The organism is Ruegeria sp. HKCCD6647-2, assembly GCF_057221075.1.
Genome location: NZ_JBWVBD010000005.1, coordinates 313,137 through 336,563 on the forward strand (window position 1 = coordinate 313,137; position 23,427 = coordinate 336,563).

Below are 23,427 nucleotides of genomic sequence, written 5' to 3' on the forward strand. Positions count from 1 at the left end.
CCGCCCGACATACAAGAAAAGGGCCGCCGCGAACTGTCGCGACGGCCCTTTGGATTTTTGTTTTAGTTGGTTAACCAGCCGATGACGGTATCTTCGTTTGCATCCACCCACTGCCGGGCAAAATCAGCCGCTTCCATATTGTCGACGGCAAGCGCCTTGCCCATCGCACTCAGATCATCGCCGTTCATCTGGTAATTGCGGAACAGGGCGGCCACCTCGGGGTAGTTTTCTTCCAGTTCCTTTGCGTAGTGCAAATGAAGGGTTGCACCATTCCAGGCCGACGAGGCTTCGGATTTGGACAGCCAATCCGGGTCGTCAGTGGGCTGCACAATGGTCCATGTTGCCGGGTCATGAGCGGGCTCTTCCAGCACGGTCAGGTCTTGAGTGACAAAGATATAGTGCGGGCTGTAGCAGAAGCCGATCCATGGTTCGCCTGCCTTGGTGGCATTTGCCAGATTGGCGTAAGCGATGGTTTCCTCGTACTCCGTCAGATCGAAGATTTGGTCGTAGCCATATGATTTAGCGCGAATCTTTTCGACCACTGTAGAGGCCCAACCAGGCGCGCCAATCCAGACTTCCGGCGTGCCATTGCCGTCAGTGTCAAAGATCGCCATCTTGTCGGGATCGCTCAGATCGTCGATGGACTTGATGTCGTACTCTTCCGCAATGGCGGTGGGTACACACATGCCCTGTTCTGCCTGAACCGGGTTTTCGTTCATGACGACGGTGCCGTTGTCCTTGACGTAGGTGTCATGCAGGTTCTGCTGGTTCGGCATCCAGACTTCCGGGTGGACATGCATCGAGCCACTGTCCATAGCCTCGAATACGATAGGGTTCGTACCATTCTGCAGTTCGACATCAAGTCCGAGGTTTTCTTCGATAACAACTTCCAGGATGTGAGCCGTGGCGTTTACTGAAGCCCAGTTCGGCACACCGATAACAATGTCAGCAGCCATCACCGGCATGGCAAACGCAACCGAAGCGCCACCCAATAGCATCGAAATTTTGTTCATCCGATTTCTCCATGTTGGACGTACCTGGCGCAGTTTTTCGATTGGTGCTCAGTCACTGCGCATATTATTTTGACAACCCTAGAGTTCTCAAATATTTGGCTTGCGCAATTCTTCCCCGCGCAAGCATCAAAACTGAAGCATGTGTTTGCCCGGCGCATCAAGCGTGACATGTTTGAATTTTGTGGAATGCGAAATTCTCAGAACTTTCCTTCGACTTTCTCCAAACTTGTGAACCTCACGACGCTTTCCTTTCAACGCTCGACTTTCTGCCCGGCTGCTGCGCGGAAGATTCGAACAAAATTCGCTCGGTAAATGGGGGCTTTGTTTATTGGCAAAAACCGCGCCAATCGCCGGGATTATTGGGTCGCGTCAACCCGAAATTCTCTCATCCGCAGAGTGACAATCATTGATTGAAGTGTTTGGGGCCAAAAATGAGCGTTGGCGATTTGTTGCATGCCTTCGCATAACTCGCTTGTTGCAGGTCCAAAAAGAAGGAGCTTTCAAAGCGGATGCCGAAACGTGGAATGCCGCATTGACGTATCTGCGGGTCCGCTGAGTATTCCATAGCCAATCCCGCTGTGTTTGTCCGCGACGGCTGTCCGGGAACCGGCCAATCATTCATAGGGGGTGTGTTGGGGCAATCGCAGCAATGCGCTTTTTCACAATGGGGTTCGGGTGGTCATATGTACCAGAGAAACTGTGGCGGGGAGACAGGGATTCGAACCCTGGGAACGCTCTCACGTTCAACGGTTTTCAAGACCGCCGCATTCGACCACTCTGCCACCTCCCCGCTTGACGGCAGGGTCTAAGCGCAGTTGCAGTCAGAGGCAAGCCATAAAGCGGGGAAATATTGCCGAAGCTTTATCGCTGGTCTTCCCATGACATGTTGGTCGCGTTATGATCCCTTCAAAGACCGCAGGAGACCGGGCAAAAGATCCGGCTGACAAGCGGTGGGGCTCGGCCAAAAGGCCCTTTCAGGCAAGGGATATCGAAATGAATCGAGCGACTGGCAAATGCTCTGTGCCGTATCGGCTTATTGCTTTGACCGCCATGATTGCTGCTCTGGCAGGGTGCGAAGAGGGTTTGAACCCGTCCGCCAGTGCAGACAAGGACAAACCTTCTGACACAGCGGACGCCGGAGAAACGATCGAGTTGTTTCCGCAACCTGCGTCTGGCACAACCAGAGATGTCGAAGCGCCCGAGGTCTTTCAGGTGACTGAAGCCGGGTTATGGGACGGTCGGCCGTCACTGGGGGGGATTTGGGTGGCCCACCCGAATGTCTCTCAACCTGAACGGGTTCTGATCAAGAATACGGCCAACAACAAAACCGTCACCGGGGCTCTGTTCCGCCGTGAAAGGAACCTGCCGGGTCCCGAACTGCAGGTCTCATCTGCCGCCGCTGAGCAATTGGGGATGCTTGCCGGTGCTCCGACGAGTATTCAGGTGGTAGCCCTGCGCCGCGAAACCATTGCACCTCCACCTGTCGAAGAAACACCTGCAGAAGAAGGTGAGGTCGCCGAAGGCGAGACCGACGCGGATGTCGCGGCAACTGCCGAAACAGAAGCGGAAGAAATACCCGCCAAGCGCAAATGGTGGCAGAAAAAACCGGCTGAGGAAGCCGGAACCGCCGCCGTTGCCGGTGCAGCGGCCGGAGCCGCCGTAGCGGCGTCAGCATCAGACGACACCGAAACCGACGCTGCAGAAGTCACTGACGCGACCAATGCCGAAGAAAAGCCCGCCAAGCGTAAATGGTGGCAAAAGAAAACCGACACAGATGCCAGCGCAGCGGCAGCAGGTGCTGCCGCTGGTGCGACAACAAGCGTTGCCACAGATGACGACGCGGAGCCAACAGCGACACTGGCCGACCCCGAGGTCACCCCACCTGCCGAGAAACCCGCAAAGCGGAAGTGGTGGCAAAAGAAAGACCCGAACGAAATCACGGAAACTCCGCTGGATCCAATTGCCGGAGCAGCCGCAGCCATAGAAGCAGCCGAACCGACACCAGTTGCCACACCGGCGGCGGCAAGCGCTGCGACGGCATCGTCGCTCAGCAAACCATATGTTCAGGTCGGCACTTTCAGCGTCGAAGCCAATGCAAACAGCGCGGCGCAGAAGATACGCAGAAACGGCATGACCCCCGATGTTCGTGAACTGCAATCCGAAGGGAAAACGATCTGGCGCGTATTGGTTGGCCCCGCCAACACCCGGGCCGAGCGCAAGGCAATTCTGTCGGATGTGAAGGACCTCGGGTTTACTGACGCGTTCACCGCCAAAAACTGAATTACAGGAGGCAAATCATGCTGTCCGCGTTGCGATCAACTACCTTGACCCTGGCCCTGACGCTTTTGACACTGCCCGCCCATGCCTTCGATACCACGGCGCGGGCGGCTTACGTTATGGACCAGAAAACCGGCACCGTTTTGTTGTCGAAAGAGGCGGATCAACCCCTGCCTCCGGCCTCGATGTCCAAGCTCATGACGCTTTATGTCGCGTTCGAAGCCTTGCGTGACGGGCGATTGACGCTGAATGAGACTCTGCCGGTTTCGGAACACGCCATGAGCTATGGCGGCTCAACCATGTTCCTCAACACCCAGGACCGCCCCACTGTCGAAGACCTGTTGCGCGGTGTTATCGTTCTTTCTGGCAACGACGCATGCGTCGTGATCGCCGAAGCGCTCAGCCCCGATGGAACAGAGGCGGGTTTCGCCCGCTACATGACCCAGCGCGCAAAACAGATGGGGATGAACCACTCGAACTTCGCCAATTCCAACGGTTGGCCCGCTGCCGGTCACATGATGTCGGTGCATGATCTGGCCGTTCTGGCAGACCGGTTGATCGCGGACTTTCCCGAGTATTATCCTCTGTTCGCCGAGGAAGAGTTTGAATTCGACGGCCGCGCGCCCTCGAACAAACGCAACCGCAACCCGCTGTTGAAACTCGGTATAGGGGCCGATGGCCTGAAAACCGGCCATACGCAAGAGGCAGGCTATGGCCTCGTCGGATCCGCCAAGCAGGGTGATCGCCGGGTGATCTTTGTTCTTACCGGCCTCGACAGCACCGGAGTTCGGGCAGAGGAGGCTGAGGCCGTGGTTAACTGGTCGTTTCGAAATTTTGTCGAGAGGACAGTTGCCGAAGCAGAGGAACCGATAGCCGAAGCCAAGATCTGGATGGGCGCGAAAAAGACAGTCGGTCTGGTGCCGCAGGAGGATCTGACCCTGTTGTTTCCGGTTCTGGGTGACAAGGACATTCAGGCCGAAGTTGTCTATGACGGGCCGATTAACGCTCCGGTCCAAAAGGGCCAACAACTGGCCGAGTTGGTCATTAAACCGGAAGGCCTGCCAGAGATCCGTCGTCCGCTTGTGGCCTCTGAAAGCGTCGCATCCGGGGGCTTCGTGGTGCGAATGATGACCGTGGGCGGTATCGTGTTCACCGACGTGATCGGCAACCCAATGGACTTATTGTGACGAGACCCGGTTTGTTTCTGTCATTCGAAGGCATCGACGGTTCCGGCAAGTCCACTCAGGCCCGCATTTTGGCCGAGCATTTGCGCGACGCGGGCCATCAGGTTGTTCTGACGCGCGAACCGGGCGGCTCTCCCGGTGCTGAGGAAATTCGCAGCCTTGTTTTGCAGGGAGATCCGGATCGCTGGTCCGCCGAAACGGAGATTCTGCTGTTCACCGCCGCGCGACGTGATCATCTGGAACGGACCATCGAGCCGGCGTTGGCCGAGGGTAAGGTCGTGATTTGCGACCGCTTCGCAGACAGCACCAGGATGTATCAGGGCTTGTCACGCGGCGATCTGCGGGGCTTGGTCGACCAGTTGCACGAACTGATGATCGGGCGTGAACCCGACATGACCCTGTTGATCGACATGGACCCGCGGACCGGTCTGTCCCGCGCCAAGGGGCGTCAGGGCGCCGAGGAGCGGTTCGAGGATTTCGGTCCCGCACTACAGCAGCAGATGCGCGCGGGATTTCTGGCGTTGGCCGAGGAGTATTCCGACCGGTTTCGCGTCGTCGACGGCAATAGGGACATGGACAGCGTCGCGCAGGATGTGACACAAATCGTCACCAAAGCCTTGCGACAGACAGTTCATGAGTGACGAGACCCCCACCCCGGATCAGGCCCCCGGCGCACCGCACCCCCGCGAAACCCAGCAGTTGATTGGGCAGAGCGCGGCCGAGCAGGCCTTTCTGACGGCCTACAACTCGGAACGGTTGCACCATGGCTGGCTGCTGACCGGCCCGCGTGGTGTGGGCAAGGCGACGCTGGCATGGCGCATTGCCCGATTTCTGCTGGCCACGCCGCCATCCGATGATGGTGGGCTGTTTGGGGCGCCTCCTCAGCCCCGGACGCTGGACATTGAACCGGATCACCCGGTTTCGCACCGCGTTCAGGCCGGGGCGGAACCCGGGCTGGCGGCGATCACGCGGTCTATCAACGATCAGGGGCGCCTCAGAGGCGAGATCGTCGTGGACGACATCCGCAAACTGGGCAAGTTCTTCGGGCTGTCCTCGGCAGACGGTGGACGCCGTGTCGTGATTGTTGACTCTGCCGATGAGATGAATGTCAGCGCCGCAAACGCCCTTCTGAAAATGCTCGAGGAACCGCCCGCACGAACGACTTTATTGCTGGTGTCGCATCAACCCTCGCGGCTTTTGCCAACGATCCGGTCGCGCTGTCGGACTTTGCGGCTGTCGCCGCTCGATGCGCAGGACATGCAGGCAGCCCTGTCTCAGACCGGGGCCGACCTGCCGGAGCGAACCGATCATCTGGCGGCACTGGCCTCTGGATCCGTGGGCGATGCAGTGCGGTTGATCAATCTTGGTGGTCTTGAGATATACGCCGAATTGATTGCCATACTGGGGACGCTGCCGCGTCTGGATCGACCCCGCGCATTGGCCTTGGCAGAGGCCGCCGCCCAACGCGGTGCCGCTGAAAGATTCGAGTTGCTGCTAACCCTGATTGACGTTGCGTTGTCGCGGTTGGCGCTGACCGGAGCGACCGGTGCATCCCCCGTCCCCGAGGCCGCCCCTAACGAGGCCGAGACGCTCGCCCGCCTCTCCTCCAACCCACAGCAAGCACGACAGTGGGCCGAGGTCGCCGCCACGATCACGTCCCGCGCGCGCCATGGTCAGGCAGTGAACCTTGACCCTGCCGCTCTGGTCCTAGATACGGTGTTCAAGATACAGGAAACCGCCGGTCAGAGCAGATGAACACCACCCCCGAAATCACTGACAGCCATTGCCATCTGGACTTCCCGGATTTCGAAGGCCAGCTGGATCAGATCGTTACCCGCGCGGCCGAGGCCGGGGTAACCCGCATGGTGACCATCTGCACGCGCCTGCGCAACGAAACCACTGTCCGCGCCATTGCCGAGGCACATGCCCCCGTCTTCTACGCTGCCGGTACCCACCCGATGAGCGCAGCGGACGAGCCCATGGCCACGGTAGACGAGTTGGTCGCCCTGTCACGGCACCCGAAATTTGTCGGTATCGGTGAGTCCGGATTGGATTATCACTACACCGCCGAGTCTGCCGGGGCCCAGAAGCAATCTCTGCGCGTCCATATCGAGGCCGCCCAGCGCACCGGCCTGCCACTGATCATCCACGCCCGGGCGGCCGACGATGACATGGCCCGCATCCTGACCGAGGAGTTCAACAACGCACCCTATAGCTGTGTGATGCATTGCTTTTCTTCTTCTGCCGAGCTGGCTCGTGCGGCACTGGATCTGGGGTTTTACCTCTCTATGTCCGGTATCGCGGCCTTTCCCAAGAGCCAGGAGTTGCGCGACATCTTCGCCGCCGCCCCGATCGATCGCATTCTGGTGGAAACCGACGCGCCGTATTTGGCTCCGCCGCCACATCGCGGCAAACGGAACGAGCCCGCTTTTACCGCCCACACCGCCCGCAAAGGCGCTGAAGTGTTCGGCGTGGATTTTCCCGAGTTTGCTGCGCAGACGCAGGCGAATTTCGACCGTCTGTTCACCAAAGTCGCATCATTCAAGGCCGCTGCATGAACGAGTTGAGGTGCACTATTCTGGGCTGCGGGTCATCCGGCGGTGTGCCCCGGCTGGGTGGGCATTGGGGGGCCTGCGATCCCGAAAATCCAAGAAATATCCGCCGCCGCTGTTCGTTGCTGGTAGAGCGAGACGGACCCGACGGCACGACAACGGTTTTGATCGACACTTCGCCGGACATGCGCAGTCAGTTGCTGGACACGGGCACCGGGCGTCTGGATGGTGTCGTCTACACGCACGCCCACGCCGATCATACCAATGGTATCGACGATCTGCGTATGATTGTGTTCAACATGAAAACGCGTGTGCCCGTCTGGGCCGATGGCGACACCCAGAACCAGTTGCTGGGTCGGTTCGGCTATGCCTTTGTGCAACCCGAGGGTTCGCCTTACCCACCGATTCTGGATCTGAAATCACTGGATGGCCCGTTTGAAATAGACGGCCCCGGCGGGTCGATCCCGTTTCACCCGATCAAGGTGCAACACGGTTCAATCGATGCGCTGGGTTTCAAGATGGGAAATCTGGTCTATCTACCCGATGTGTCCGATATCTATGACGACGCATGGGAACACCTCATCGGGCTGGATACTTTGGTCATCGACGCGCTGCGCCGCTCTCCTCATCCCACCCACGCACATTTGGAGAAGACACTGGAGTGGATCGAACGTCTGCACCCAAAACAGGCCGTTCTGACCAATATGCATATCGATCTGGACTATGCCACGGTGGCCGCTGAAACCCCTGATCACGTCACACCGGCCCATGATGGCCTCGTGATCCGGCAAGCGCTGTAAGACACTGCGAGGTCGGGCCGAAATAACCCCGATACTGCCCGCAGGGGCGAGGCGATGACATGTTTCAAAACCTGATTGATGTCATTCTGCCAGTCTTCCTCGTGATTGGCGCGGGGTATGCCTCGACCCGGGCGGGATATTTCAAGGAAACCCATATCGACGGGTTGATGAAGTTCACCCAGGGGTTTGCAATCCCTTGCCTGCTGTTCCTCGCCATCTCTCATCTTGATCTGAGCGCCAGTTTCGACCCCGGTCTGCTGTTCAGCTTCTACTCGGCCGCTGGCCTGTGCTTTGTCGCCGGAATACTCGGCGCACGCCTGATCTTTCGCCGCGATTGGGAAGATTGCGTTGCGATTGGGTTTTGCTGTTTGTTTTCGAACTCCGTCTTGCTGGGCCTGCCCATCACGGAACGCGCCTATGGGCCCGCAAACCTGACCGGCAACTATGCGATCGTCGCCATCCATTCCCCGTTTTGCTACGGCCTAGGGATCACCGTGATGGAGGTCATCCGCAACAGAGGACACAGTGGCGCGCGCATGGCGCGTTCGGTCCTGACGGCAATGTTCAAGAACGCGCTGATATTGGGAATTGCGCTTGGGTTTGTGGTCAATCTGTCCGGAGTTGCTATCCCCCAGGTCGTAGACGAAGCCTTGGGGCTGGTAACCCGCGCCGCCCTGCCCGGTGCATTGTTCGCGCTTGGGGGCGTGCTGGTCATGTACCGACCCGAAGGGGATTTGCGGGCGATAATGTTTGTTTGCTGTGTCGCCTTGATCCTTCACCCAAGCCTCGTCTGGCTGTTGGGCTCTGCCTTCTCTCTGCCGCAAGATTTGTTCCGGTCCGGGGTTTTGACAGCAGCGATGGCTCCGGGGTTCAACGCCTATATCTTCGCCAACATATATGGCCGGGCAAAGCGCGTTGCCGCGTCGTCCGTTCTGATCGGCACAGCGGTTTCGACCATGACGGTCTGGATGTGGCTGACCCTGCTTGGTTAGAACTCAGCAGTTTTGCGCATTGACTCTTTCCATCAAGGCTACATCTATCGCAGGACAAACCGCCGGAGCCCCAATATGCCGCACGCCGTTATCGTCGCCCATGGACAACCCTCGGACCCTGTTCCGGCCGAGGCCAGTCTGGCGGCGTTTGCCGAAAAGGTGGATTCCTTGACGGCGCAAGTTTCGGTCCACTCCGCGACTTTGGCGGCGCCCCGAGCACTTGAGAACTGCCTGGATAACCTGCCTGAAGATACAGCGATTTACCCACTGTTCATGGCACGCGGCTGGTTCGTCACGAAGGCCCTGCCAAAACGGCTTGGGTCAAGACCGATCCGGATACTGGACCCGCTGGGAATTGATCCGGACCTGCCGGTCCTTGTTGCTGGCGCATTGAGCGAAACCATGGTGGATCAAAACTGGCTGCCCGAGGAAACTGATCTTGTGCTCGCCGCGCATGGTTCGGGGCGCAGCCAAAACCCCGCCGCTGTTGCTTTAGATTTCGCTGAAAAACTAAAGCACCTGGTCGCGTTTCAAAGCATTCGCGTGGGATTTGTCGAACAGCCGCCTTCAATCTCCGAAGCCGCCACTGGTGTAAGTTCGAAATCAATCTGTCTGCCATTTTTTGCATGCACCGGTGGTCATGTTCTCGAGGATGTCCCCTCGGAACTGGCGCGCGCAGATTTTCAGGGTGTGGTGATGCCTGTAGTTGGCGAACTGCCCACAATCCAAAGGCAAATTGCGGCCACGCTGACGGATTGCCTGAACAGCTAAGGCAACAGACCATTTTCAGAGGCTATTGCCGCGCCTCAGACAATTCGGAAAAAAGGCAGTGGCACGAGCGCCCGTTCCTCTTGGCGGAATAAAGCGCAAGGTCGGCTGCATGAAGAATTTCCGCGGCCTTTGGGTTTTCGAACTGCGTTGACAACGCAGTGCCAATGCTGGCCGAAACAGAGCAAATCGTGCCTTCAAACGACATGGGCGCACGCAATTTATCGATCAATCGCCCGGCAATTCCGCGTAGCTTCTCACGATCCAGCAGTCCTTTGAATATAAGCACGAACTCATCCCCGCCAATACGGGCCACCGTATCGTCGCTGCGGGTTTCCTCCAGCATGATACGAGAAGCTTCCTGCAAAACGAAGTCACCCGCCGCGTGGCCCAGCTTGTCATTGACCGACTTGAAGAAATCCAAATCCAGGTGCATCAGCGCAAAATCGGTTTTTGTCGAGATCAAGTGCGCCAGAATGTGATCCATGGCCCGGCGGTTCTTGAGCCCGGTCAACGTGTCCGTATAGGCCTGTTCTTCGGCGGCCAGCATAGCCCCCTGAAGACGAAGATTCAGCGAACGCGAAGCCTCCATCGCGGCGGATTTGGCTTCGACCAGATAGAGCAGCTCGATTGCAAGATCTGTGCCGGAAAAATCTGCACTGGTCAGCGCATAGTCGCGCACCGCGTCGAGGATCGAGATACCGAACGACAGGTTTATGACCGCCCCCCCGTCATTCGGCAACGGGGCGATTAGCCCTTTCAAAGCGGTGCGCGGTTCATCGCGGAGTTTGAGGTGCAGCCTTCCACCTGCTGTGGCCATCAGAGCCGGTAGGGTTGTTACCGTTCTTGGCCGAACCAGTTCGAAGATATCCAGAATTCCCTTGCCCGCCATCGGCTGATCGGGCCGCAGTTTCTGCAACGTAGGCCCGGCTTGTTCGATTCTGCCGGTTTCATCGACCAGAAGGAACATCGGGCATAGAGTTTCCAGCAACGTGGCCAGCTCGGCAGTTTTCATCATGAGTTTCGCGCCCCCAGATCGAAACTTCGACCTTTGGCAAAAGCGCTTTCCACCAATGTTATCGAGATCGCCTCTTCATCACCGTGACATCCATCATGTGTCAGCATGACCAGTGCACCATAGTCGTCCGCCATCGCCCGCAGCACTCCCGTCATGACGCTGCCATAGCCCGGAAGGCCGGAAAAGCAATGCAACATGTATTCAGCAGGCGATTTCTCTGTCAGTTCCAGCGGCGGCAATTCAAGATCGGAAACCGCTAGCCTGACACGATCCGACAAGTCATCCAGAGAGTGCAAGAATTCAACGTAAGTGACACCACCAAATCGCAGAAGACGGCGCAGATCCTCCATATTCGGATGCGAAACCAGATAGGTCCCCAAGTCCTCAAGAAAATCGGCCCGTGGACGGTTCAGATCAGCACATAATGCATCAAGCACGCGGATCGACATGTCATCATCGTAGACCAGCATCGCCTCAAACTCGGAAAACCCGAGGCCGGCCGTTTCGGTTGCACGCACCCAACACGAGCGCCCGTACGTAGCGCAGACGAAAGACTGAATCGCCCTGTTGATCAAACCGTGCATGGATCGCCCCTAATTGGCTTACACCACGATCTGATCCCAGAAAGCTTAACAAACACCCAATTTTCGTCGTCGGATGCCGCAAATGCTATCTAGTCTCACCTTGAAGCCTAAACCATCGATCAGAAATCGGTGGGGGCTCCTCCCTCGGCTTTGCGGCGGGCGACAAAATCGGCAAGCTCGTCTCGGATGCCATCGTCCATAGGCGGCGCTTCAAAACTTCCGACGATTTCCTTGAACATGTGATGCGCGCGCTCAGCGGTCCAGACACCGCCGGCAGCTTCCCATCCTTCATAGTTCTTCCAGTCGCTCAGGAACGGCTGGTAGAACGCGGTGGAGTAACGATCCTGCGTATGTTGGATACCAAAGAAATGACCGTCATTGCCGACCGAGCGGATGGCATCCAAGGCGATTTCATCCGGGCCCGTCGCGATCAGCTCAGGGTTCATATAGCGTTGAATTTGCTGAAGGATTTCGCAGTCCATGATGAACTTTTCAGGGCTGGCGATCAGCCCGCCTTCCAGCCATCCTGCGGCGTGGTAAACCATGTTGGTCCCAGACTGAACCGCTGCCCAGAGGGAGTTCGATGTCTCCCAGATCGACTGTCCATCGGGCACGTTCGCCGCGCACACACCAGACGAGCGCATGGGCAATCCATAAAACCGCGCCATCTGACCGGTCATCTGGGTCGAGCGCATGTATTCCGGTGTTCCGAAAGCCGGCGCTCCTGACTTCATGTCGACATTGGATGTGAACGTACCGATGACACAAGGTATGCCGGGGCGGACATATTGGAACAGCGCAATCGCACACAGGGCCTCGGCCAGGGATTGCGCAACGGCACCCGCCATCGTTACCGGAGCCATGGCACCAGCCAGGGTAAAGGGTGTCACCACGATCGCCTGCCCCCGCCGCGCAAGCCGAAGACAGCCGTCAATCATCGGATGGTCATGTTTCAGCGGTGAGGTCGAGTTGATATTGGTATACATACGCGGGCTCGCCTCAAACTCTTCGTGGCTGAGACCTCCTGCGATGCGCACCATCTCCATCACATCTTCGACCCGCTCTTTACCAAGCGAATAGGCGTGCATGGCCTTGTCGGTCAACGTCAGCTTGTCGTAGAGCACGTCCAGATGACGGATGCTGGCGTGGATATCCACGGGCTCGACCGGATAGCCGCCCGCAAAGTGGATACAGTTGAAATACTGCGTCAGCTTCAGAAGGTCCTGACACATCCGGCGATTGCCCGGCACCTTCTTACCTATCTCCATATCCCAGTAGTTCGGCGGGGAGGAAACGTTACCAAACAACAGGTTGCGACCACCAATCGTGATCTGACGGTCCGTGTTTCGCGGTGTGATCGTGAAGCTGGACGGCGCCTTGCCTACCATCTCCATCACAAAATCCCGGCCCATGCGAACGTTGTCGCCGTCGATCGTACATCCGGCTTCGCGCAGGATGCCGATAGCTTCTTCGTTATAAAACTCGACACCGATCTCTTCGAGTATCCGCATCGCGCCTTCGTGAATGGCCTCGATCCCTTCGGGGCCCAATGGTTCAGTCGGGCGATCTGTATTGACCGGAGGATTCCACGGCATCTGATCAATCACGGTACTGCCACGTCTGGCGGCTGCTCCTGCGCGACCGCCGCCGCGGCGCCGAGTGGTCTTGGTGTCGGCCATTGTGTCCTCCGGGTCCTGCTTTTGTATCAGCAAGCCCCGAACAACAGCCGCTGGCCGCTCTGTATGCGACAGGCTTTGTCGTTTTTTTGGCGCAAAACGACGATATTCATTATTGGTATGTCAGTGGGTAGACAGCCAACCCGGAATATGACCGATATCCGGCAGCACAACATCAGCCAGTGGTTCCAGCGCTTCCGCTGGCGCGAGGCCGGTCAGAACGCCGATCGTGACCATTCCTGCCGCGCGCCCGGCCTCCAGGTCGTGACGGCTGTCACCCACCATGGCGATACGCGAGGGGTCAATATCTACATGTTTGGCAAAGGCCAGAAGCTGACCGGGACCGGGTTTGAAACCGTGTCCGCTGTCGTAGCCGGCGATAAAATCAAACTGATCCTTGATGCCCACCGACGCCAGATGTTGTAGCGCCGGCATTTCCGCATCATTGGTTGCAACGCCAAGCTTTAGGCCGGCCTCACGTAACCCCTCAAGAAACGGCGCAAGCGGAACGGCCGGAACCTGTTTTGATCCGGCGGACGCGTCGTTGAGGATATCTACGATTTCGGGATGAGAATAAACTGCCAGGTGCGGCAGCAAGGCTTGCGCAACCTCGTCCACCGTGCCGGCAATGACGACACTGTCATGCTCATAGCAGTCTTCGGCAAAGTTGAAGCCGATGACCCGGCCAAGCTCTGTCGCGCGGTTTTCATCCCCGTCCGCCATTTCCAGTACGGCGGTCCGCCCGAACGCGCCCCACGTCGCCGCAAAATCAAATAGCGTTCCGTCTTTGTCGAACAGGAGTGCGTCTATAGGCATGCCCGAAAGCTCCGATTTGTCAGGTCCAATGCATATCCGCTTCTCCTGACAGCACGGCACGGGCCTGTCCCGGCAGATCGTAGGGAACGGAATTGGCGTCACAAAAGGCGATCACCCACGAATCGTCAAGCACCAGAAAATCAAGTACCGAACTCAGAAACTCTGCCTCACCGGCCCGGTCCCGCAGATCCTGAGCCGAGGCCCCTGTTGCGCCCAGAAAAACTGGCAGCAATTCGTCATTTCCCACAAGCCAGCTCAGGACATTGAGAGCCAGTGTTTCGGCAGAATTGGCAGAGATCGGCATAAACTGGTCTCGGATTGGGACATGGAAAGGGTTTGTTAACCAGAGTCATAAACACTTTGGCAACGCGTGCAATCTAACGGTGAATGGCTATGTCCGTGCAAGGAACAATACTTGTCCTCGACGGGGTTTCGACCAACCGAATCATGCTCAAGGTCCAGTTGACCGCAGCCTGGTATCAGGTCGTACAGGGCGAGAAAGTGGATGGCCTGGCCAGCCTGTTGCGGCGCACGCGGCCAGATCTTGTGCTGACCGCGCATGGTTTGCCGGATGGAGATGCCGCAGACGTCAAGAAATTGATGATGCTCGAACCGACACTGGCGGATGTTCCCATCGTGGCGATCGTACCGCAAAATGACAAAGCGGCGCGGCTTAAGGCGCTGGCGGATGGAATGGACGATGTCCTGTCACATCCGTTCAAGGACACTCTGCTGCTGGCGCGTGTGCGTAGCCTGCTGCGTGCCCGCGCCGATCGTCAGGACATGCACGTCAAAACTGACCCCCAGTCGGTCGGCTTTGCCGAACCTGCGACGTCTTTTGTCGTACCGCCAAAAACTGCTCGAGTTGCAATATTGGCTCAATCCACTCAGGTTGCAGGCAAGTGGCGCAATGAATTGATCGAGGAATCACAACACGAAATTGCCTGCCATACCCAGAGCAACCTGCACGCCGTTCTGTCGGGGCCCACTCCGGACGCGATCCTGATCGAAATGGGGGTCGGTACAGCCGGGTTGAACATTCTTGCTGATCTTCGGTCGCGCGGCGCGACGCGTCACACTGTTCTGATCGGTGTTCTGCCAGATGACGACGCCAACCTCGCGGTCGAGGCCTTGGACCGAGGTGCCGATGCGATTTGCCTTGGCGGTTTCATCACAGATGAAATTTCACTGCGTCTCGATACGCTGATCTCGCGCAAAACCCGGGATGACCGTTTGCGCGCCACCATGCGCAACGGCCTAGCTGACTCGCTGACGGATCCACTCACGGGTTTGCATAACCGGCGCTACGCTTTGCGCGCAATGGATCAGATTTCACGGCAATCCCGTCAATCTGGGCAAAGCTTTGCAGTCATGCTGGCCGATCTGGACCATTTCAAATTGATCAACGACAGATTTGGCCATTCAGGTGGTGATCATGTTCTTTTGGAGGTCGGCAAAAGGCTGCAATCCGCCCTGGCTAATTCGGGTTTCGTGGCACGCATTGGTGGGGAAGAATTTTTGATTGGCCTGCCGGACACTTCTCAAAGACAGGCATTGCAAAGGGCTGACGTGATCCGTAATTGCATCTGCCGTGCACCGTTCCGCATTCCGGATCATCCCGCACTGATACCGGTTACCGTCAGCGTGGGCTTGAAGCTATGTGAACCTCAGGAACTGGACATGCATGACGATGCGGACCCGATTGGTGGCCTGATCCGTTCGGCAGATCGGGCGCTGTATGCGGCGAAACAGGCCGGGCGCAATCAAGTTCGTATTCGAAAAAGCGCGGCATGACACTGTCCTAGCGATCTTTTTTCTTTCGATGTGGTCCCCGGTTGACCACATCCTCCAAGTGATCAGCATAAATCTGGCGATCTTCGTCGCTCATCGCTGTCACACGCGCCAACCACTCTTTATGCAACGCATCCTGCAAGTCAGCCGTCGCCTGTGCTTGTTGCTCCAACAGAATCTCGACTGCGACCGGATCAAAAGGCACGGTTTTCAAAGCGTCACTGAGTTCAGTGAAATCCTGTGCCCGCCGGTGAGAACCCTTGCTGCGCAGCGCTGACAACTGCCCCCGCAGTGCCTTTTGGTCTTCCTTGGGCAATGCGAAATACAGCGCCGGACCGAATCCCGGCGGAATTCTGGCCCGATCACCGCCCTTGAACCGCAAAGCCGTCCCGAGGATAACGCCGACGATCAGCAGATTCACCGCCAGCGAAACAACCAGCAGGATCGGCATCCACCTGCGTTTGGGAGCAGGATTCTCACTCATTCCGTATCCTCCAGATAGTCCACATCCAAATTCAGGTCAGCAACCAGGTAAGTTGTCTCTTGCGACAGCAGGTAACTCGCCGGATCCGGCAAAAAGGCCGGGGCCGAGAACCCGATCCAGACGCCGGCAGCGCTGGCTGCGACAAGCCCGCTCAAGCCGCCCCACCCCCCGATACCGTCAAAAGCCCGGCGCCAGGTTGGTCGACTGGACCGGTTTAAAGTTTCGAGACGCTGCAATCGCACGCCCTCGGCGTCGGTTTCAATCCGCACCGCCAGAGCATCAGGCAGCGCCGGACGCTGCGCGCGTGCGGTAGCAAACAGATGATCCAATTCGTCGTCGTGTTCAGCCATTTTCATACCCCAGCTCATCTCGCCGACCGGCTAGTATTGCTGCCAGAGAGCGTTTTCCCCGTGCCGTCAAGCTTTCGACCGCTTCGACGGAAATTCCCATGATTCCTGCGATATCAGGGTTCGACAACTCCTCGATATGCCGCAGAACCACGGCCTGACGTTGTCGTTCCGGCAATTGGTCCAACGCGTCTTGCAAGGCGTCCTTGCGCGCCGCGTTCTGCATGCGATCGACAACAGATTCCGTATCATCAGCCGGCTCAACCCCTTCTTCCAGCGCGCCCGGCCGTTTCTTGCGCCGCTGGTCCATGCACAGGTTCAAAGTCACCCGATATAGCCAGGTCGAAACCTGCGCCTGGCCCGGCACCCAATCAGGCGCCATCTGCCACAGCCGCATCATCGCCTCTTGCGTGACGTCTTCGGCCTCGGCCCTGTTTCCCAGCATCCGCAACGCGACGGAGTAGCTGCGCGGTCCCAATCGATCCGTCAGCAATCGGGCAGCGGTCGCATCCCCATTGGCAAACTGGCCCAGCAACTCTGCATCGCTGAGTCGGCGCGCGGCGGGAAGGTCACCGCGCGCTTGGGTCGGACAGGAGGTCAGATCCTCCATCCCGCATCAGTTGCTATCGGTGTCCGACTGGCCATGCCGCTTGTGCTTGCGTCCCATTCTGTCCTTTGCATCCGCGTATTCCTGTTCGGAAATCGACCCGTTTCCGTCTGCATCGATCCGCTCGAACATCTTGGACGTCTTGCGCGGCTTGGGCAATTCGTCTTCGCTCAGAAAGCCGTCCTTATTGGCGTCCTGCCGCTCAAACATCTTGGCCACGCGCTCATTCGCCCGAACCTGAGCAGCCGCCTGCATTTCTTCTAGGCTCAGTTGTCCGTCGCCATCCTTGTCGGCCGAGGTGAATTTCGCCTGACTGTGTGCCGTGATCTCGGCTTCGGTCACCTGGCCATCGCCATCGGCATCCAGCTCTTGAAATGTTGCGGGCTGGCGATCTTTTGAGCCTTTTGCCAGAACAGACGTTCCGGTCACAGCGACCGCAGACAGAACAATAGCCGAGATAAAGGTTGCAGTTTTCATTACAAAGTTCCCTTGTTGTCGCGGCCCTGCGCCGCTGCTGATACTCCTTAAAACGGGGGGCCAACGGTATTCCGTCGCCGAATTTCGATTTTTCTTGTGCTACCTTCGAAACGGGCCGGAATCCTGTTAAGGTTCAGCCAAGCCGCCGCAAAGCGACGCACCCCCCTTTTCGAGTAGGTCGGCCAACCGCTATACCAGCCAGACCTGAACGCGCGAGTATCAAAATGACAGATCAGACCATTGACACCACGCTCGAGGATGAGCGCCCGACCAAGCCGGCGCTTATCCGTGGGTTTCGATGCAAGTGCCCAAGTTGCGGCGAAGGCAAGCTGTTGCACAGCTATCTCAAGGTCAATGACGAATGCTCGAACTGCGGGCAGGAGTTATTTCATCACAGGGCCGACGATGGCCCGGCTTATCTGACCATCCTGATCGTTGGTCACCTGTTGGCGCCAGCCCTGCACGTGTCTTATGTGCACTGGCGACCGGATCCGTGGACCATGGCCATTGCGTTTTCCGTCGGGTGTGTGGCGCTGTCATTGTACCTGTTGCCCCGCCTGAAGGGCGTCGTCGTCGCTTATCAATGGGCGCGACGCATGCACGGATTTGGCAAAACCGCATGACAACAGACAAAACCGCGATCCGCAACGCCGCAACTGTGATCGTTCTGCGAGACCGGTTTGACGACCCATCTATCCTGATGGGTCAGCGCGGGGCCGCAGCGGCCTTCATGCCGAACAAGTTTGTTTTTCCCGGCGGTGCGGTCGACGCTGCCGATGCCGAAATTCCGCTGGCGGCCCCTTTGCCGGGTGTCTGCTTTGATCGGTTGTCCGATCAGGCTGATCCCGGGTTGGAGAATGCACTGGCCGTCGCAGCGATCCGCGAGCTTTGGGAAGAAACGGGCCTGATCCTTGGGCAACCGGGGCGTTGGAATAACGCAGTGCCGGCGGATTGGCAGAGTTTTGCCGAAATGGGGTTTGTGCCTGCGGCGAACGCCCTGCAGTTTGTATTCCGCGCCCTCACCCCTCCTGGACGCCCCCGGCGCTTCGATGCCCGGTTCTTTTTGGTGGATGCTGAGGCGGTTAAGGGCGATCTGGATGACTTCACCCACGCGTCGGACGAGTTGTCCCATCTGCAATGGGTGAAGGTCCGTGAGGCGCGCAATTTCGATCTGCCCTTTATCACCGAAGTGGTACTGGCCGAAATCGCCGCTCGTGCAACCGATCCCGAACCACCTCAGAGTGTTCCCTTCTTCCTTAACAACGAAGAAGCCAGCCTGTTCCTGCAGCTCAGGGGATTTCCGATGCCGCAGGAAGGCTAAGCCTTTTAGCGCATCCGGCTGATCACCACGGTGACTTCGGGCTTCTTGCCCAGCTCGATCTTTGCGCTTTGCCGAACGATCCGGCGCAGCGCCTCTTCCAGCTTGTCGTCGTCGCGCAGCGTCTTCGCGTCGGCTCGCATAAGAAACTGGTTCAGATCTTCTTCCAGAATTTCAACCATCGACGCGCTGGACCCTCCCAGTTCCGGCAGGCCGATTGTGTCACACCAGGGTTCACCCAGCGGTTCGTCTTCTTCATCCAGAATGACTGTGATCGTGACATGGCCATTCAGCGCCATGCGTATTCGGTCTCGGACGACGCCATCCAATGCGCCAATCTGGACCGTGCCATCCAAATAAGTCCTGCCCGTCTCGACATAGTCGGCAACTGTTGGCGCACTACCTGTCAGGTCCAGCATGGTGCCATTCACCGCCAGAGCACCGGCACGCCCGCCTGCCTCGGCCAGTTTCGCGTGTTCACGCAGGTGACGGTGTTCACCGTGCATCGGGATAACCATTTGCGGGTCCATCAGCGCATGGACCTTTTCCAGATCCGGTCGGTTCGCGTGCCCCGAGACATGATAGAGGCCCGAACTGTCATCAACGACATCCACACCTTTTTCGCTCAGCTGGTTGATGACGCGGATCACACCGCGTTCATTGCCCGGGATGGTTTTGGAAGAGAACAGAAACAGGTCGCCTTCTTTCGCCTCAAGCCCCCGGTATTTGCCGCGGGCAAGCTGCGCACTAGCGGCTCGGCGCTCTCCCTGACTGCCGGTGACGATCAGCATCAGGTTTTGGCGCGGCAGATCCACAGCCTCTTCGGCGCTGATGACACGCGGGAAATCGGTCAGGATGCCCGTTTCGGTCGCGGCTTCGATCATCCGCCGCATGGCACGGCCCAGCAACACGACGGAACGCCCTGCCCGCTGACCAGCTTCGGCCAGTGTTTTCACCCGCGCCACGTTTGACGCAAATGTGGTCGCAATCACCATACCCTTGGCGTCTTGTACCAGTTTTGTGATTTCAGGCCCGACTTCGGATTCCGATCGTCCAGGATGGGTCGAAAAGACGTTGGTACTGTCGCAGACCAGCGCCTGAACGCCCGGCTTTGCAACCTCGGCCCAAAGATCGGGATCAAACGGTTCACCGACCACCGGGTTGGCGTCCAGCTTGAAGTCCCCGGTATGCACAACCCGACCTGCCGGCGTGTCAATCACAAGCCCGGCGCTTTCCGGAATCGAGTGGGAAACAGGCAGAAAACCAACGGTAAACGGCCCCACCTTGACCTGCTCGGGCCAGGCCGAGACGGTCCGCACCGCTTCGGTCGGATGGCCATGATCCTCCATCTTGCGACGGGCAATGTTGGCCGTGAAAGCGCGGGCATAGATCGGTGCACCCAGTGACTGGTAGCAATGCGCCACCGCTCCGACATGGTCTTCGTGCGCATGGGTGACAAAAACCGCTTCGAGCTGGTCGGCACGTTCCTTCAGCCAAGTAATGTCGGCGAATATCAAGTCCACACCGGGCGAGCTGTCCATATCCGGGAATGCGACCCCGAGATCGACCAGAATCAGCCGTTCCTCACCCGGCTTTCCGTAGCCGTAGACATAGGCATTCATGCCAATTTCGCCTGCACCGCCCAGAGGCAGATAAATCAGTCTTTCGCTGCTCATGTTGAGCCATTTTCCTTGTTATAGCGATGGATCACGGTCAATCCGTGCATCGTCAGATCGTCTTCGAATGCGTCGAACAGGTGCGCGGCTTGCTGAAACAATGGCGCCAGCCCACCGGTTGCAATTACTTTCATGGGCACGGCAGCCTCGCCCTTTATGCGGTCGCAAATCTCGCGCACAAGGCCGACATAGCCCCAGAACACGCCGGATTGCATGCATTCAACAGTATTGGTGCCGATCACCTTCTGCGGCTTCGATATGTCGACATGCGGCAGTGCCGCCGCTGCCAGATGCAGCGCCTCAAGGCTCAGGTTCACTCCGGGCGCGATGACTCCACCCACGTAAGCACCGTCATGAGCGACTACATCGAACGTGGTGGCGGTCCCAAAATCCACCACGATCAGATCGCCGCCATGCCTGTCAAACGCGCCAGCGGTGTTCACCAACCGGTCCGGGCCTACTTGCGTGCCCTCGTCCACGCGTGGTTTGAAGGGCAGCAGCGTTTCGGGTTTGCCTACAACCAAGGGCCTACAACCAAAGAACCGGTCGGCAAAGACACGAAGGTTGAACACCACGCGCGGCACCGTGGACGAGATGATCACGTCCGTTATGTCCGCCTCGATGCCGTAATGTTTCACCAGCGTCGAATACCAGGTGAAATAGGCGTCCGCCGTGCGGGAATGGTGGGTCGAGGTGCGCAGCGTGCACAGGAATTTCTCGCCGTCCCAGATCGAGAAAACGGTGTTGGTATTGCCGCAGTCAATCGCCAGAAGCATCTGCGCCCCCTTTAGAAATACACATCCGCCGCCGGTATGCTGACGCGGCCTTTGGCGGTGTTTAAGACAAGGTTGCCGCCTGCGTCCACCGTTTCGAAGGTGCCAACCGTCTCAGACGCGGCGGCACGGGCGGTGATGACCTCCCCTAACCGGGCCGCGCGGGACAACCAAGCGGTTCGGATCGGCTCGAAGCCATAGGTGATGAATTGCGTTTCGTATCGGGCATAGGCAGCAGCCAATTCGGTCAGAAAGTCTTCGGCCGTCACGTGGGCACCGGTTTCCGACAGCAAAGAGACGGGACGTACCGAGCCGGGTTCGATCGCATCGACACCGGGTGCCTCGGTGAGGTTGACACCAATTCCGATGGCCAGATGCGAGACGCCCCGCCCCTGACCGGTGCTTTCCAGCAATATTCCGGCCAGCTTGCCGCCATTCAGCAACACATCATTCGGCCATTTCAGGGACAAACCCGCTGCCCGACCGGTAACTGCAACACAGGCATCAAACAATGCCAGTGCCGCAACAAAACTGCGAAGCGCCGCCTGCTCCGGATCACCTTCGGGTCGCATCAGCAATGTGGCGGCCAGATTTCCCTTTGGGTTGGCCCACGCCCTGCCCCGCCGCCCGCGCGCCGCGGTTTGATGATGCGCCATGATCCAAACCGGGCCTGTGGCCGTCGGCGCGATCCGCGCGGCTTCGCTCAGAGTGCTATCGACTTCCTGCAATACGTGCAGGCCGTATCCCGATGGCCAGTCACTCATGTCAAAAAGGCCCGGTCGCACGACCGAGCCTCCTTTTTCTGTAATCGTTTCAGGTCAGTTGACAAGCGTCGTCGCCGCAGCCGCAGCCGCGCCTTCGATGCCGAACTGGTAGAACACGCCAATCAGCATCAGCGCCGCCGAACCCATCAATGCCCCCCACAGAACGGGCGAGGAACGGGTTTCGATCGGATCTTCGTTTTCGGCACCGAAATACATGTAGAACACGATCCGCAAGTAATAGAACGCGCCGATGACCGAGGCGATTGCCGATACGATGACCAAACCGATCAGACCTGCATCCACACCGGCCTGCCAGACACCAAACTTGGCAAAGAAACCCAGCATCGGGGGCACGCCTGCAAGGCTGAACATCAGGATCAGAACGGCAAGCGCCTTGCCCGGATCGCGTTTCGAATACTGCCGTAACGCGTCGATATCCGTCACAGGCTTGCCATCTCGCTCCATCATCAGGATGAACGCGAAAGTGCCGATGTTCATGGTCACGTAGATCGCCAGATACATCAGCATCGCCTTGACGCCCATTTCCGTGCCTGCAGCCAAACCAATCAGCGCATAGCCCATATGGGCAATCGACGAAAATGCCATCAGTCGCTTGATGTCGCGTTGACCAATGGCCGCGACAGCGCCCAGCAGCATCGACAGTACCGAAAGCAAGACAATCACCTGCTGCCAATCCTGGATCACACCGCCAAAAGCGTCATGCATCAGGCGCGCGAACAGTGCCATTGCCGCCACCTTGGGCGCGGTGGCAAAGAACGCGGTGATCGGAGTGGGCGAGCCCTCATATACATCCGGCGTCCACATGTGAAACGGCACGGCAGAGACCTTGAACGCCAGCCCCGAGATCAGGAAGACCAGACCGAACAGCAACCCGATCGATATATCGTCGTGATGCACCGTCTGGATAATGCCCGAGAACAGCGTTGTCCCAGTAAAGCCGTAAACCAGCGAAGCGCCGTACAGCAGCAGGCCCGAGCTGAGCGCGCCCAGAACAAAATACTTCAGTCCCGCTTCGGTCGATTTCGCGCTGTCACGCCGCAAGGCGGCCACGACATATAGCGACAGGGATTGCAGCTCCAACCCCATATACAGCGACATCAAATCGCCGGCGCTGACCATCATCATCATGCCGACGGCGGCCAAAGCGACCAGCAGCGGATATTCAAACCGCAGCAGACCACGACGCGCCATGTAATCCTGACTCATCAGCAGAACGGCAGCGGCAGAAAGCAGGATCGCAACCTTGGAGAAACGGGCGAAACCGTCATCCACGAACATGCCGTTGAAGGCGACGTTTGTGCCGTCGCCATTTGTCGCAATCCAGATTGCAAGCAGCGCCATAAGCCCCGCAGTGGCCCAGACCAGAACCGGCGCCAGTCCGTCCTTGGTGGTGTAGACAGCCCCGATCAGCGCCGCCATCGCATAGATTGCCAGAACTATTTCCGGCAGGATTATTGTCAGATCAGCCTGGATCATGTCTCCAAAGCTC

General features: G+C 58.2%; 25 protein-coding genes and 1 tRNA gene. 11 read left to right on the plus strand and 15 right to left on the minus strand.

Annotated features, from left to right (window positions below):
• Window positions 1–62: 62 nt before the first annotated feature.
• Together AC2TDJ_RS15395 and AC2TDJ_RS15400 are read right to left on the minus strand one after the other, a co-directional pair.
• Window positions 63–1,013 (minus strand): ABC transporter substrate-binding protein, encoded by a 951-nt coding sequence (locus AC2TDJ_RS15395; RefSeq protein WP_480843436.1) that lies wholly within the window; start codon window positions 1,011–1,013, stop codon window positions 63–65.
• Between the two features lie 700 nt (window positions 1,014–1,713).
• A tRNA-Ser gene (locus AC2TDJ_RS15400) sits at window positions 1,714–1,803 on the minus strand.
• 203 nt (window positions 1,804–2,006) lie between these two features.
• Here AC2TDJ_RS15400 and AC2TDJ_RS15405 point away from each other — a divergent pair.
• The 8 genes from AC2TDJ_RS15405 (at window position 2,007) to AC2TDJ_RS15440 (ending at window position 9,589) form a co-directional block, all read left to right on the plus strand.
• Window positions 2,007–3,293: an SPOR domain-containing protein gene (locus tag AC2TDJ_RS15405; protein WP_480843437.1), complete on the plus strand. Its 1,287-nt coding sequence runs from the start codon at window positions 2,007–2,009 to the stop codon at window positions 3,291–3,293.
• A 17-nt stretch (window positions 3,294–3,310) separates the two neighbouring features.
• On the plus strand, window positions 3,311–4,477 hold the full coding sequence (locus AC2TDJ_RS15410; RefSeq protein ID WP_480843438.1) for a D-alanyl-D-alanine carboxypeptidase family protein: 1,167 nt from the start codon (window positions 3,311–3,313) through the stop codon (window positions 4,475–4,477).
• Window positions 4,474–5,115, plus strand: a complete 642-nt coding sequence (gene tmk, locus AC2TDJ_RS15415; protein ID WP_480843440.1) for a dTMP kinase — start codon at window positions 4,474–4,476, stop codon at window positions 5,113–5,115. The genes AC2TDJ_RS15410 and tmk overlap by 4 nt, the downstream gene beginning before the upstream one ends.
• The gene (locus AC2TDJ_RS15420; RefSeq protein WP_480843442.1) at window positions 5,108–6,229 is read left to right on the plus strand and encodes a DNA polymerase III subunit delta'; all 1,122 of its coding nucleotides are present in this window, start codon (window positions 5,108–5,110) and stop codon (window positions 6,227–6,229) included. Before tmk ends, AC2TDJ_RS15420 begins: the two co-directional genes overlap by 8 nt.
• On the plus strand, window positions 6,226–7,032 hold the full coding sequence (locus tag AC2TDJ_RS15425; protein WP_480843444.1) for a TatD family hydrolase: 807 nt from the start codon (window positions 6,226–6,228) through the stop codon (window positions 7,030–7,032). Before AC2TDJ_RS15420 ends, AC2TDJ_RS15425 begins: the two co-directional genes overlap by 4 nt.
• Window positions 7,029–7,826, plus strand: coding sequence for an MBL fold metallo-hydrolase (locus AC2TDJ_RS15430; RefSeq protein ID WP_480843446.1), 798 nt, complete (start codon window positions 7,029–7,031; stop codon window positions 7,824–7,826). Before AC2TDJ_RS15425 ends, AC2TDJ_RS15430 begins: the two co-directional genes overlap by 4 nt.
• A gap of 59 nt (window positions 7,827–7,885) precedes the next feature.
• Window positions 7,886–8,818: an AEC family transporter gene (locus AC2TDJ_RS15435; protein WP_480843448.1), complete on the plus strand. Its 933-nt coding sequence runs from the start codon at window positions 7,886–7,888 to the stop codon at window positions 8,816–8,818.
• Window positions 8,819–8,893: 75 nt separating this feature from the next.
• Window positions 8,894–9,589, plus strand: coding sequence for a CbiX/SirB N-terminal domain-containing protein (locus tag AC2TDJ_RS15440; RefSeq protein WP_480843450.1), 696 nt, complete (start codon window positions 8,894–8,896; stop codon window positions 9,587–9,589).
• A gap of 22 nt (window positions 9,590–9,611) precedes the next feature.
• Here AC2TDJ_RS15440 and AC2TDJ_RS15445 read toward each other — a convergent pair whose 3' ends face one another.
• The 5 genes from AC2TDJ_RS15445 to AC2TDJ_RS15465 all read right to left on the minus strand — a co-directional run bounded on the left by AC2TDJ_RS15445 (window position 9,612) and on the right by AC2TDJ_RS15465 (window position 13,984).
• Window positions 9,612–10,604, minus strand: a complete 993-nt coding sequence (locus AC2TDJ_RS15445) for a GGDEF domain-containing protein (protein WP_480843452.1) — start codon at window positions 10,602–10,604, stop codon at window positions 9,612–9,614.
• Complete coding sequence (locus tag AC2TDJ_RS15450; protein WP_480843453.1) at window positions 10,601–11,188, minus strand: heme NO-binding domain-containing protein; 588 nt, start codon at window positions 11,186–11,188, stop codon at window positions 10,601–10,603. Before AC2TDJ_RS15450 ends, AC2TDJ_RS15445 begins: the two co-directional genes overlap by 4 nt.
• A 119-nt stretch (window positions 11,189–11,307) precedes the next feature.
• The gene (locus AC2TDJ_RS15455; protein ID WP_480843455.1) at window positions 11,308–12,867 is read right to left on the minus strand and encodes a trimethylamine methyltransferase family protein; all 1,560 of its coding nucleotides are present in this window, start codon (window positions 12,865–12,867) and stop codon (window positions 11,308–11,310) included.
• Window positions 12,868–12,987: 120 nt separating this feature from the next.
• Window positions 12,988–13,680, minus strand: coding sequence for an HAD family hydrolase (locus AC2TDJ_RS15460; RefSeq protein WP_480843457.1), 693 nt, complete (start codon window positions 13,678–13,680; stop codon window positions 12,988–12,990).
• Between the two features lie 19 nt (window positions 13,681–13,699).
• Window positions 13,700–13,984 carry a DUF3572 domain-containing protein gene (locus tag AC2TDJ_RS15465; protein WP_480843458.1) on the minus strand — a complete coding sequence of 95 codons (285 nt, stop codon included), beginning with the start codon at window positions 13,982–13,984 and terminating at the stop codon, window positions 13,700–13,702.
• An 89-nt stretch (window positions 13,985–14,073) separates the two neighbouring features.
• On the opposite strand from AC2TDJ_RS15465, the gene AC2TDJ_RS15470 reads away from it, so the two are divergent.
• The gene (locus AC2TDJ_RS15470; RefSeq protein WP_480843460.1) at window positions 14,074–15,474 is read left to right on the plus strand and encodes a diguanylate cyclase; all 1,401 of its coding nucleotides are present in this window, start codon (window positions 14,074–14,076) and stop codon (window positions 15,472–15,474) included.
• A gap of 7 nt (window positions 15,475–15,481) precedes the next feature.
• Here the strand turns inward: AC2TDJ_RS15470 and AC2TDJ_RS15475 are convergent, their stop codons facing one another.
• Genes AC2TDJ_RS15475 through AC2TDJ_RS15490 form a run of 4 tightly spaced genes read right to left on the minus strand, consistent with a single transcriptional unit; the run spans window position 15,482 to window position 17,386 of the window.
• A complete protein-coding gene (locus AC2TDJ_RS15475) occupies window positions 15,482–15,955 on the minus strand; it encodes a periplasmic heavy metal sensor (RefSeq protein WP_480843462.1) in 474 nt (157 codons plus the stop codon).
• Window positions 15,952–16,305, minus strand: coding sequence for a hypothetical protein (locus AC2TDJ_RS15480; RefSeq protein WP_480843463.1), 354 nt, complete (start codon window positions 16,303–16,305; stop codon window positions 15,952–15,954). Before AC2TDJ_RS15480 ends, AC2TDJ_RS15475 begins: the two co-directional genes overlap by 4 nt.
• Entirely contained in the window at window positions 16,298–16,912 is a 615-nt protein-coding gene (locus AC2TDJ_RS15485) for an RNA polymerase sigma factor (RefSeq protein WP_480843465.1), read from the minus strand. Before AC2TDJ_RS15485 ends, AC2TDJ_RS15480 begins: the two co-directional genes overlap by 8 nt.
• A gap of 6 nt (window positions 16,913–16,918) precedes the next feature.
• On the minus strand, window positions 16,919–17,386 hold the full coding sequence (locus AC2TDJ_RS15490) for an EF-hand domain-containing protein (RefSeq protein WP_480843466.1): 468 nt from the start codon (window positions 17,384–17,386) through the stop codon (window positions 16,919–16,921).
• Between the two features lie 224 nt (window positions 17,387–17,610).
• On the opposite strand from AC2TDJ_RS15490, the gene AC2TDJ_RS15495 reads away from it, so the two are divergent.
• A complete protein-coding gene (locus tag AC2TDJ_RS15495; RefSeq protein ID WP_480843468.1) occupies window positions 17,611–18,009 on the plus strand; it encodes a DUF983 domain-containing protein in 399 nt (132 codons plus the stop codon).
• Window positions 18,006–18,707: an NUDIX hydrolase gene (locus AC2TDJ_RS15500; RefSeq protein WP_480843470.1), complete on the plus strand. Its 702-nt coding sequence runs from the start codon at window positions 18,006–18,008 to the stop codon at window positions 18,705–18,707. The genes AC2TDJ_RS15495 and AC2TDJ_RS15500 overlap by 4 nt, the downstream gene beginning before the upstream one ends.
• A 5-nt stretch (window positions 18,708–18,712) precedes the next feature.
• Here AC2TDJ_RS15500 and AC2TDJ_RS15505 read toward each other — a convergent pair whose 3' ends face one another.
• The 4 genes from AC2TDJ_RS15505 to nuoN are packed head-to-tail and all read right to left on the minus strand — an operon-like array spanning window position 18,713 to window position 23,414.
• Window positions 18,713–20,380 carry a ribonuclease J gene (locus AC2TDJ_RS15505; RefSeq protein ID WP_480843472.1) on the minus strand — a complete coding sequence of 556 codons (1,668 nt, stop codon included), beginning with the start codon at window positions 20,378–20,380 and terminating at the stop codon, window positions 18,713–18,715.
• Complete coding sequence (locus tag AC2TDJ_RS15510) at window positions 20,377–21,156, minus strand: type III pantothenate kinase (protein ID WP_480843473.1); 780 nt, start codon at window positions 21,154–21,156, stop codon at window positions 20,377–20,379. The genes AC2TDJ_RS15505 and AC2TDJ_RS15510 overlap by 4 nt, the downstream gene beginning before the upstream one ends.
• An 11-nt stretch (window positions 21,157–21,167) precedes the next feature.
• The gene (locus AC2TDJ_RS15515) at window positions 21,168–21,917 is read right to left on the minus strand and encodes a biotin--[acetyl-CoA-carboxylase] ligase (protein ID WP_480843670.1); all 750 of its coding nucleotides are present in this window, start codon (window positions 21,915–21,917) and stop codon (window positions 21,168–21,170) included.
• 54 nt (window positions 21,918–21,971) lie between these two features.
• The gene (gene nuoN / locus AC2TDJ_RS15520) at window positions 21,972–23,414 is read right to left on the minus strand and encodes an NADH-quinone oxidoreductase subunit NuoN (protein ID WP_480843475.1); all 1,443 of its coding nucleotides are present in this window, start codon (window positions 23,412–23,414) and stop codon (window positions 21,972–21,974) included.
• Window positions 23,415–23,427 lie beyond the last annotated feature (13 nt).

Bases quoted from the DNA above. Each gene is read 5' to 3' on its own strand.
- AC2TDJ_RS15405 (WP_480843437.1), top strand. From the start codon at position 2,007: ATGAATCGAGCGACTGGCAAATGCTCTGTGCCGTATCGGCTTATTGCT.
- AC2TDJ_RS15460 (WP_480843457.1), bottom strand. From the start codon at position 13,680: ATGCCTATAGACGCACTCCTGTTCGACAAAGACGGAACGCTATTTGAT.
- AC2TDJ_RS15505 (WP_480843472.1), bottom strand. From the start codon at position 20,380: ATGAGCAGCGAAAGACTGATTTATCTGCCTCTGGGCGGTGCAGGCGAA.
- AC2TDJ_RS15430 (WP_480843446.1), top strand. From the start codon at position 7,029: ATGAACGAGTTGAGGTGCACTATTCTGGGCTGCGGGTCATCCGGCGGT.
- AC2TDJ_RS15490 (WP_480843466.1), bottom strand. From the start codon at position 17,386: ATGAAAACTGCAACCTTTATCTCGGCTATTGTTCTGTCTGCGGTCGCT.
- AC2TDJ_RS15510 (WP_480843473.1), bottom strand. From the start codon at position 21,156: ATGCTTCTGGCGATTGACTGCGGCAATACCAACACCGTTTTCTCGATC.
- nuoN (WP_480843475.1), bottom strand. From the start codon at position 23,414: ATGATCCAGGCTGATCTGACAATAATCCTGCCGGAAATAGTTCTGGCA.
- AC2TDJ_RS15495 (WP_480843468.1), top strand. From the start codon at position 17,611: ATGACAGATCAGACCATTGACACCACGCTCGAGGATGAGCGCCCGACC.
- AC2TDJ_RS15440 (WP_480843450.1), top strand. From the start codon at position 8,894: ATGCCGCACGCCGTTATCGTCGCCCATGGACAACCCTCGGACCCTGTT.
- AC2TDJ_RS15450 (WP_480843453.1), bottom strand. From the start codon at position 11,188: ATGCACGGTTTGATCAACAGGGCGATTCAGTCTTTCGTCTGCGCTACG.
- AC2TDJ_RS15445 (WP_480843452.1), bottom strand. From the start codon at position 10,604: ATGATGAAAACTGCCGAGCTGGCCACGTTGCTGGAAACTCTATGCCCG.
- AC2TDJ_RS15500 (WP_480843470.1), top strand. From the start codon at position 18,006: ATGACAACAGACAAAACCGCGATCCGCAACGCCGCAACTGTGATCGTT.
- AC2TDJ_RS15465 (WP_480843458.1), bottom strand. From the start codon at position 13,984: ATGCCGATCTCTGCCAATTCTGCCGAAACACTGGCTCTCAATGTCCTG.
- AC2TDJ_RS15480 (WP_480843463.1), bottom strand. From the start codon at position 16,305: ATGGCTGAACACGACGACGAATTGGATCATCTGTTTGCTACCGCACGC.
- AC2TDJ_RS15455 (WP_480843455.1), bottom strand. From the start codon at position 12,867: ATGGCCGACACCAAGACCACTCGGCGCCGCGGCGGCGGTCGCGCAGGA.
- AC2TDJ_RS15485 (WP_480843465.1), bottom strand. From the start codon at position 16,912: ATGGAGGATCTGACCTCCTGTCCGACCCAAGCGCGCGGTGACCTTCCC.
- AC2TDJ_RS15395 (WP_480843436.1), bottom strand. From the start codon at position 1,013: ATGAACAAAATTTCGATGCTATTGGGTGGCGCTTCGGTTGCGTTTGCC.
- AC2TDJ_RS15410 (WP_480843438.1), top strand. From the start codon at position 3,311: ATGCTGTCCGCGTTGCGATCAACTACCTTGACCCTGGCCCTGACGCTT.
- AC2TDJ_RS15515 (WP_480843670.1), bottom strand. From the start codon at position 21,917: ATGAGTGACTGGCCATCGGGATACGGCCTGCACGTATTGCAGGAAGTC.
- AC2TDJ_RS15425 (WP_480843444.1), top strand. From the start codon at position 6,226: ATGAACACCACCCCCGAAATCACTGACAGCCATTGCCATCTGGACTTC.
- AC2TDJ_RS15435 (WP_480843448.1), top strand. From the start codon at position 7,886: ATGTTTCAAAACCTGATTGATGTCATTCTGCCAGTCTTCCTCGTGATT.
- AC2TDJ_RS15470 (WP_480843460.1), top strand. From the start codon at position 14,074: ATGTCCGTGCAAGGAACAATACTTGTCCTCGACGGGGTTTCGACCAAC.
- AC2TDJ_RS15475 (WP_480843462.1), bottom strand. From the start codon at position 15,955: ATGAGTGAGAATCCTGCTCCCAAACGCAGGTGGATGCCGATCCTGCTG.
- AC2TDJ_RS15420 (WP_480843442.1), top strand. From the start codon at position 5,108: ATGAGTGACGAGACCCCCACCCCGGATCAGGCCCCCGGCGCACCGCAC.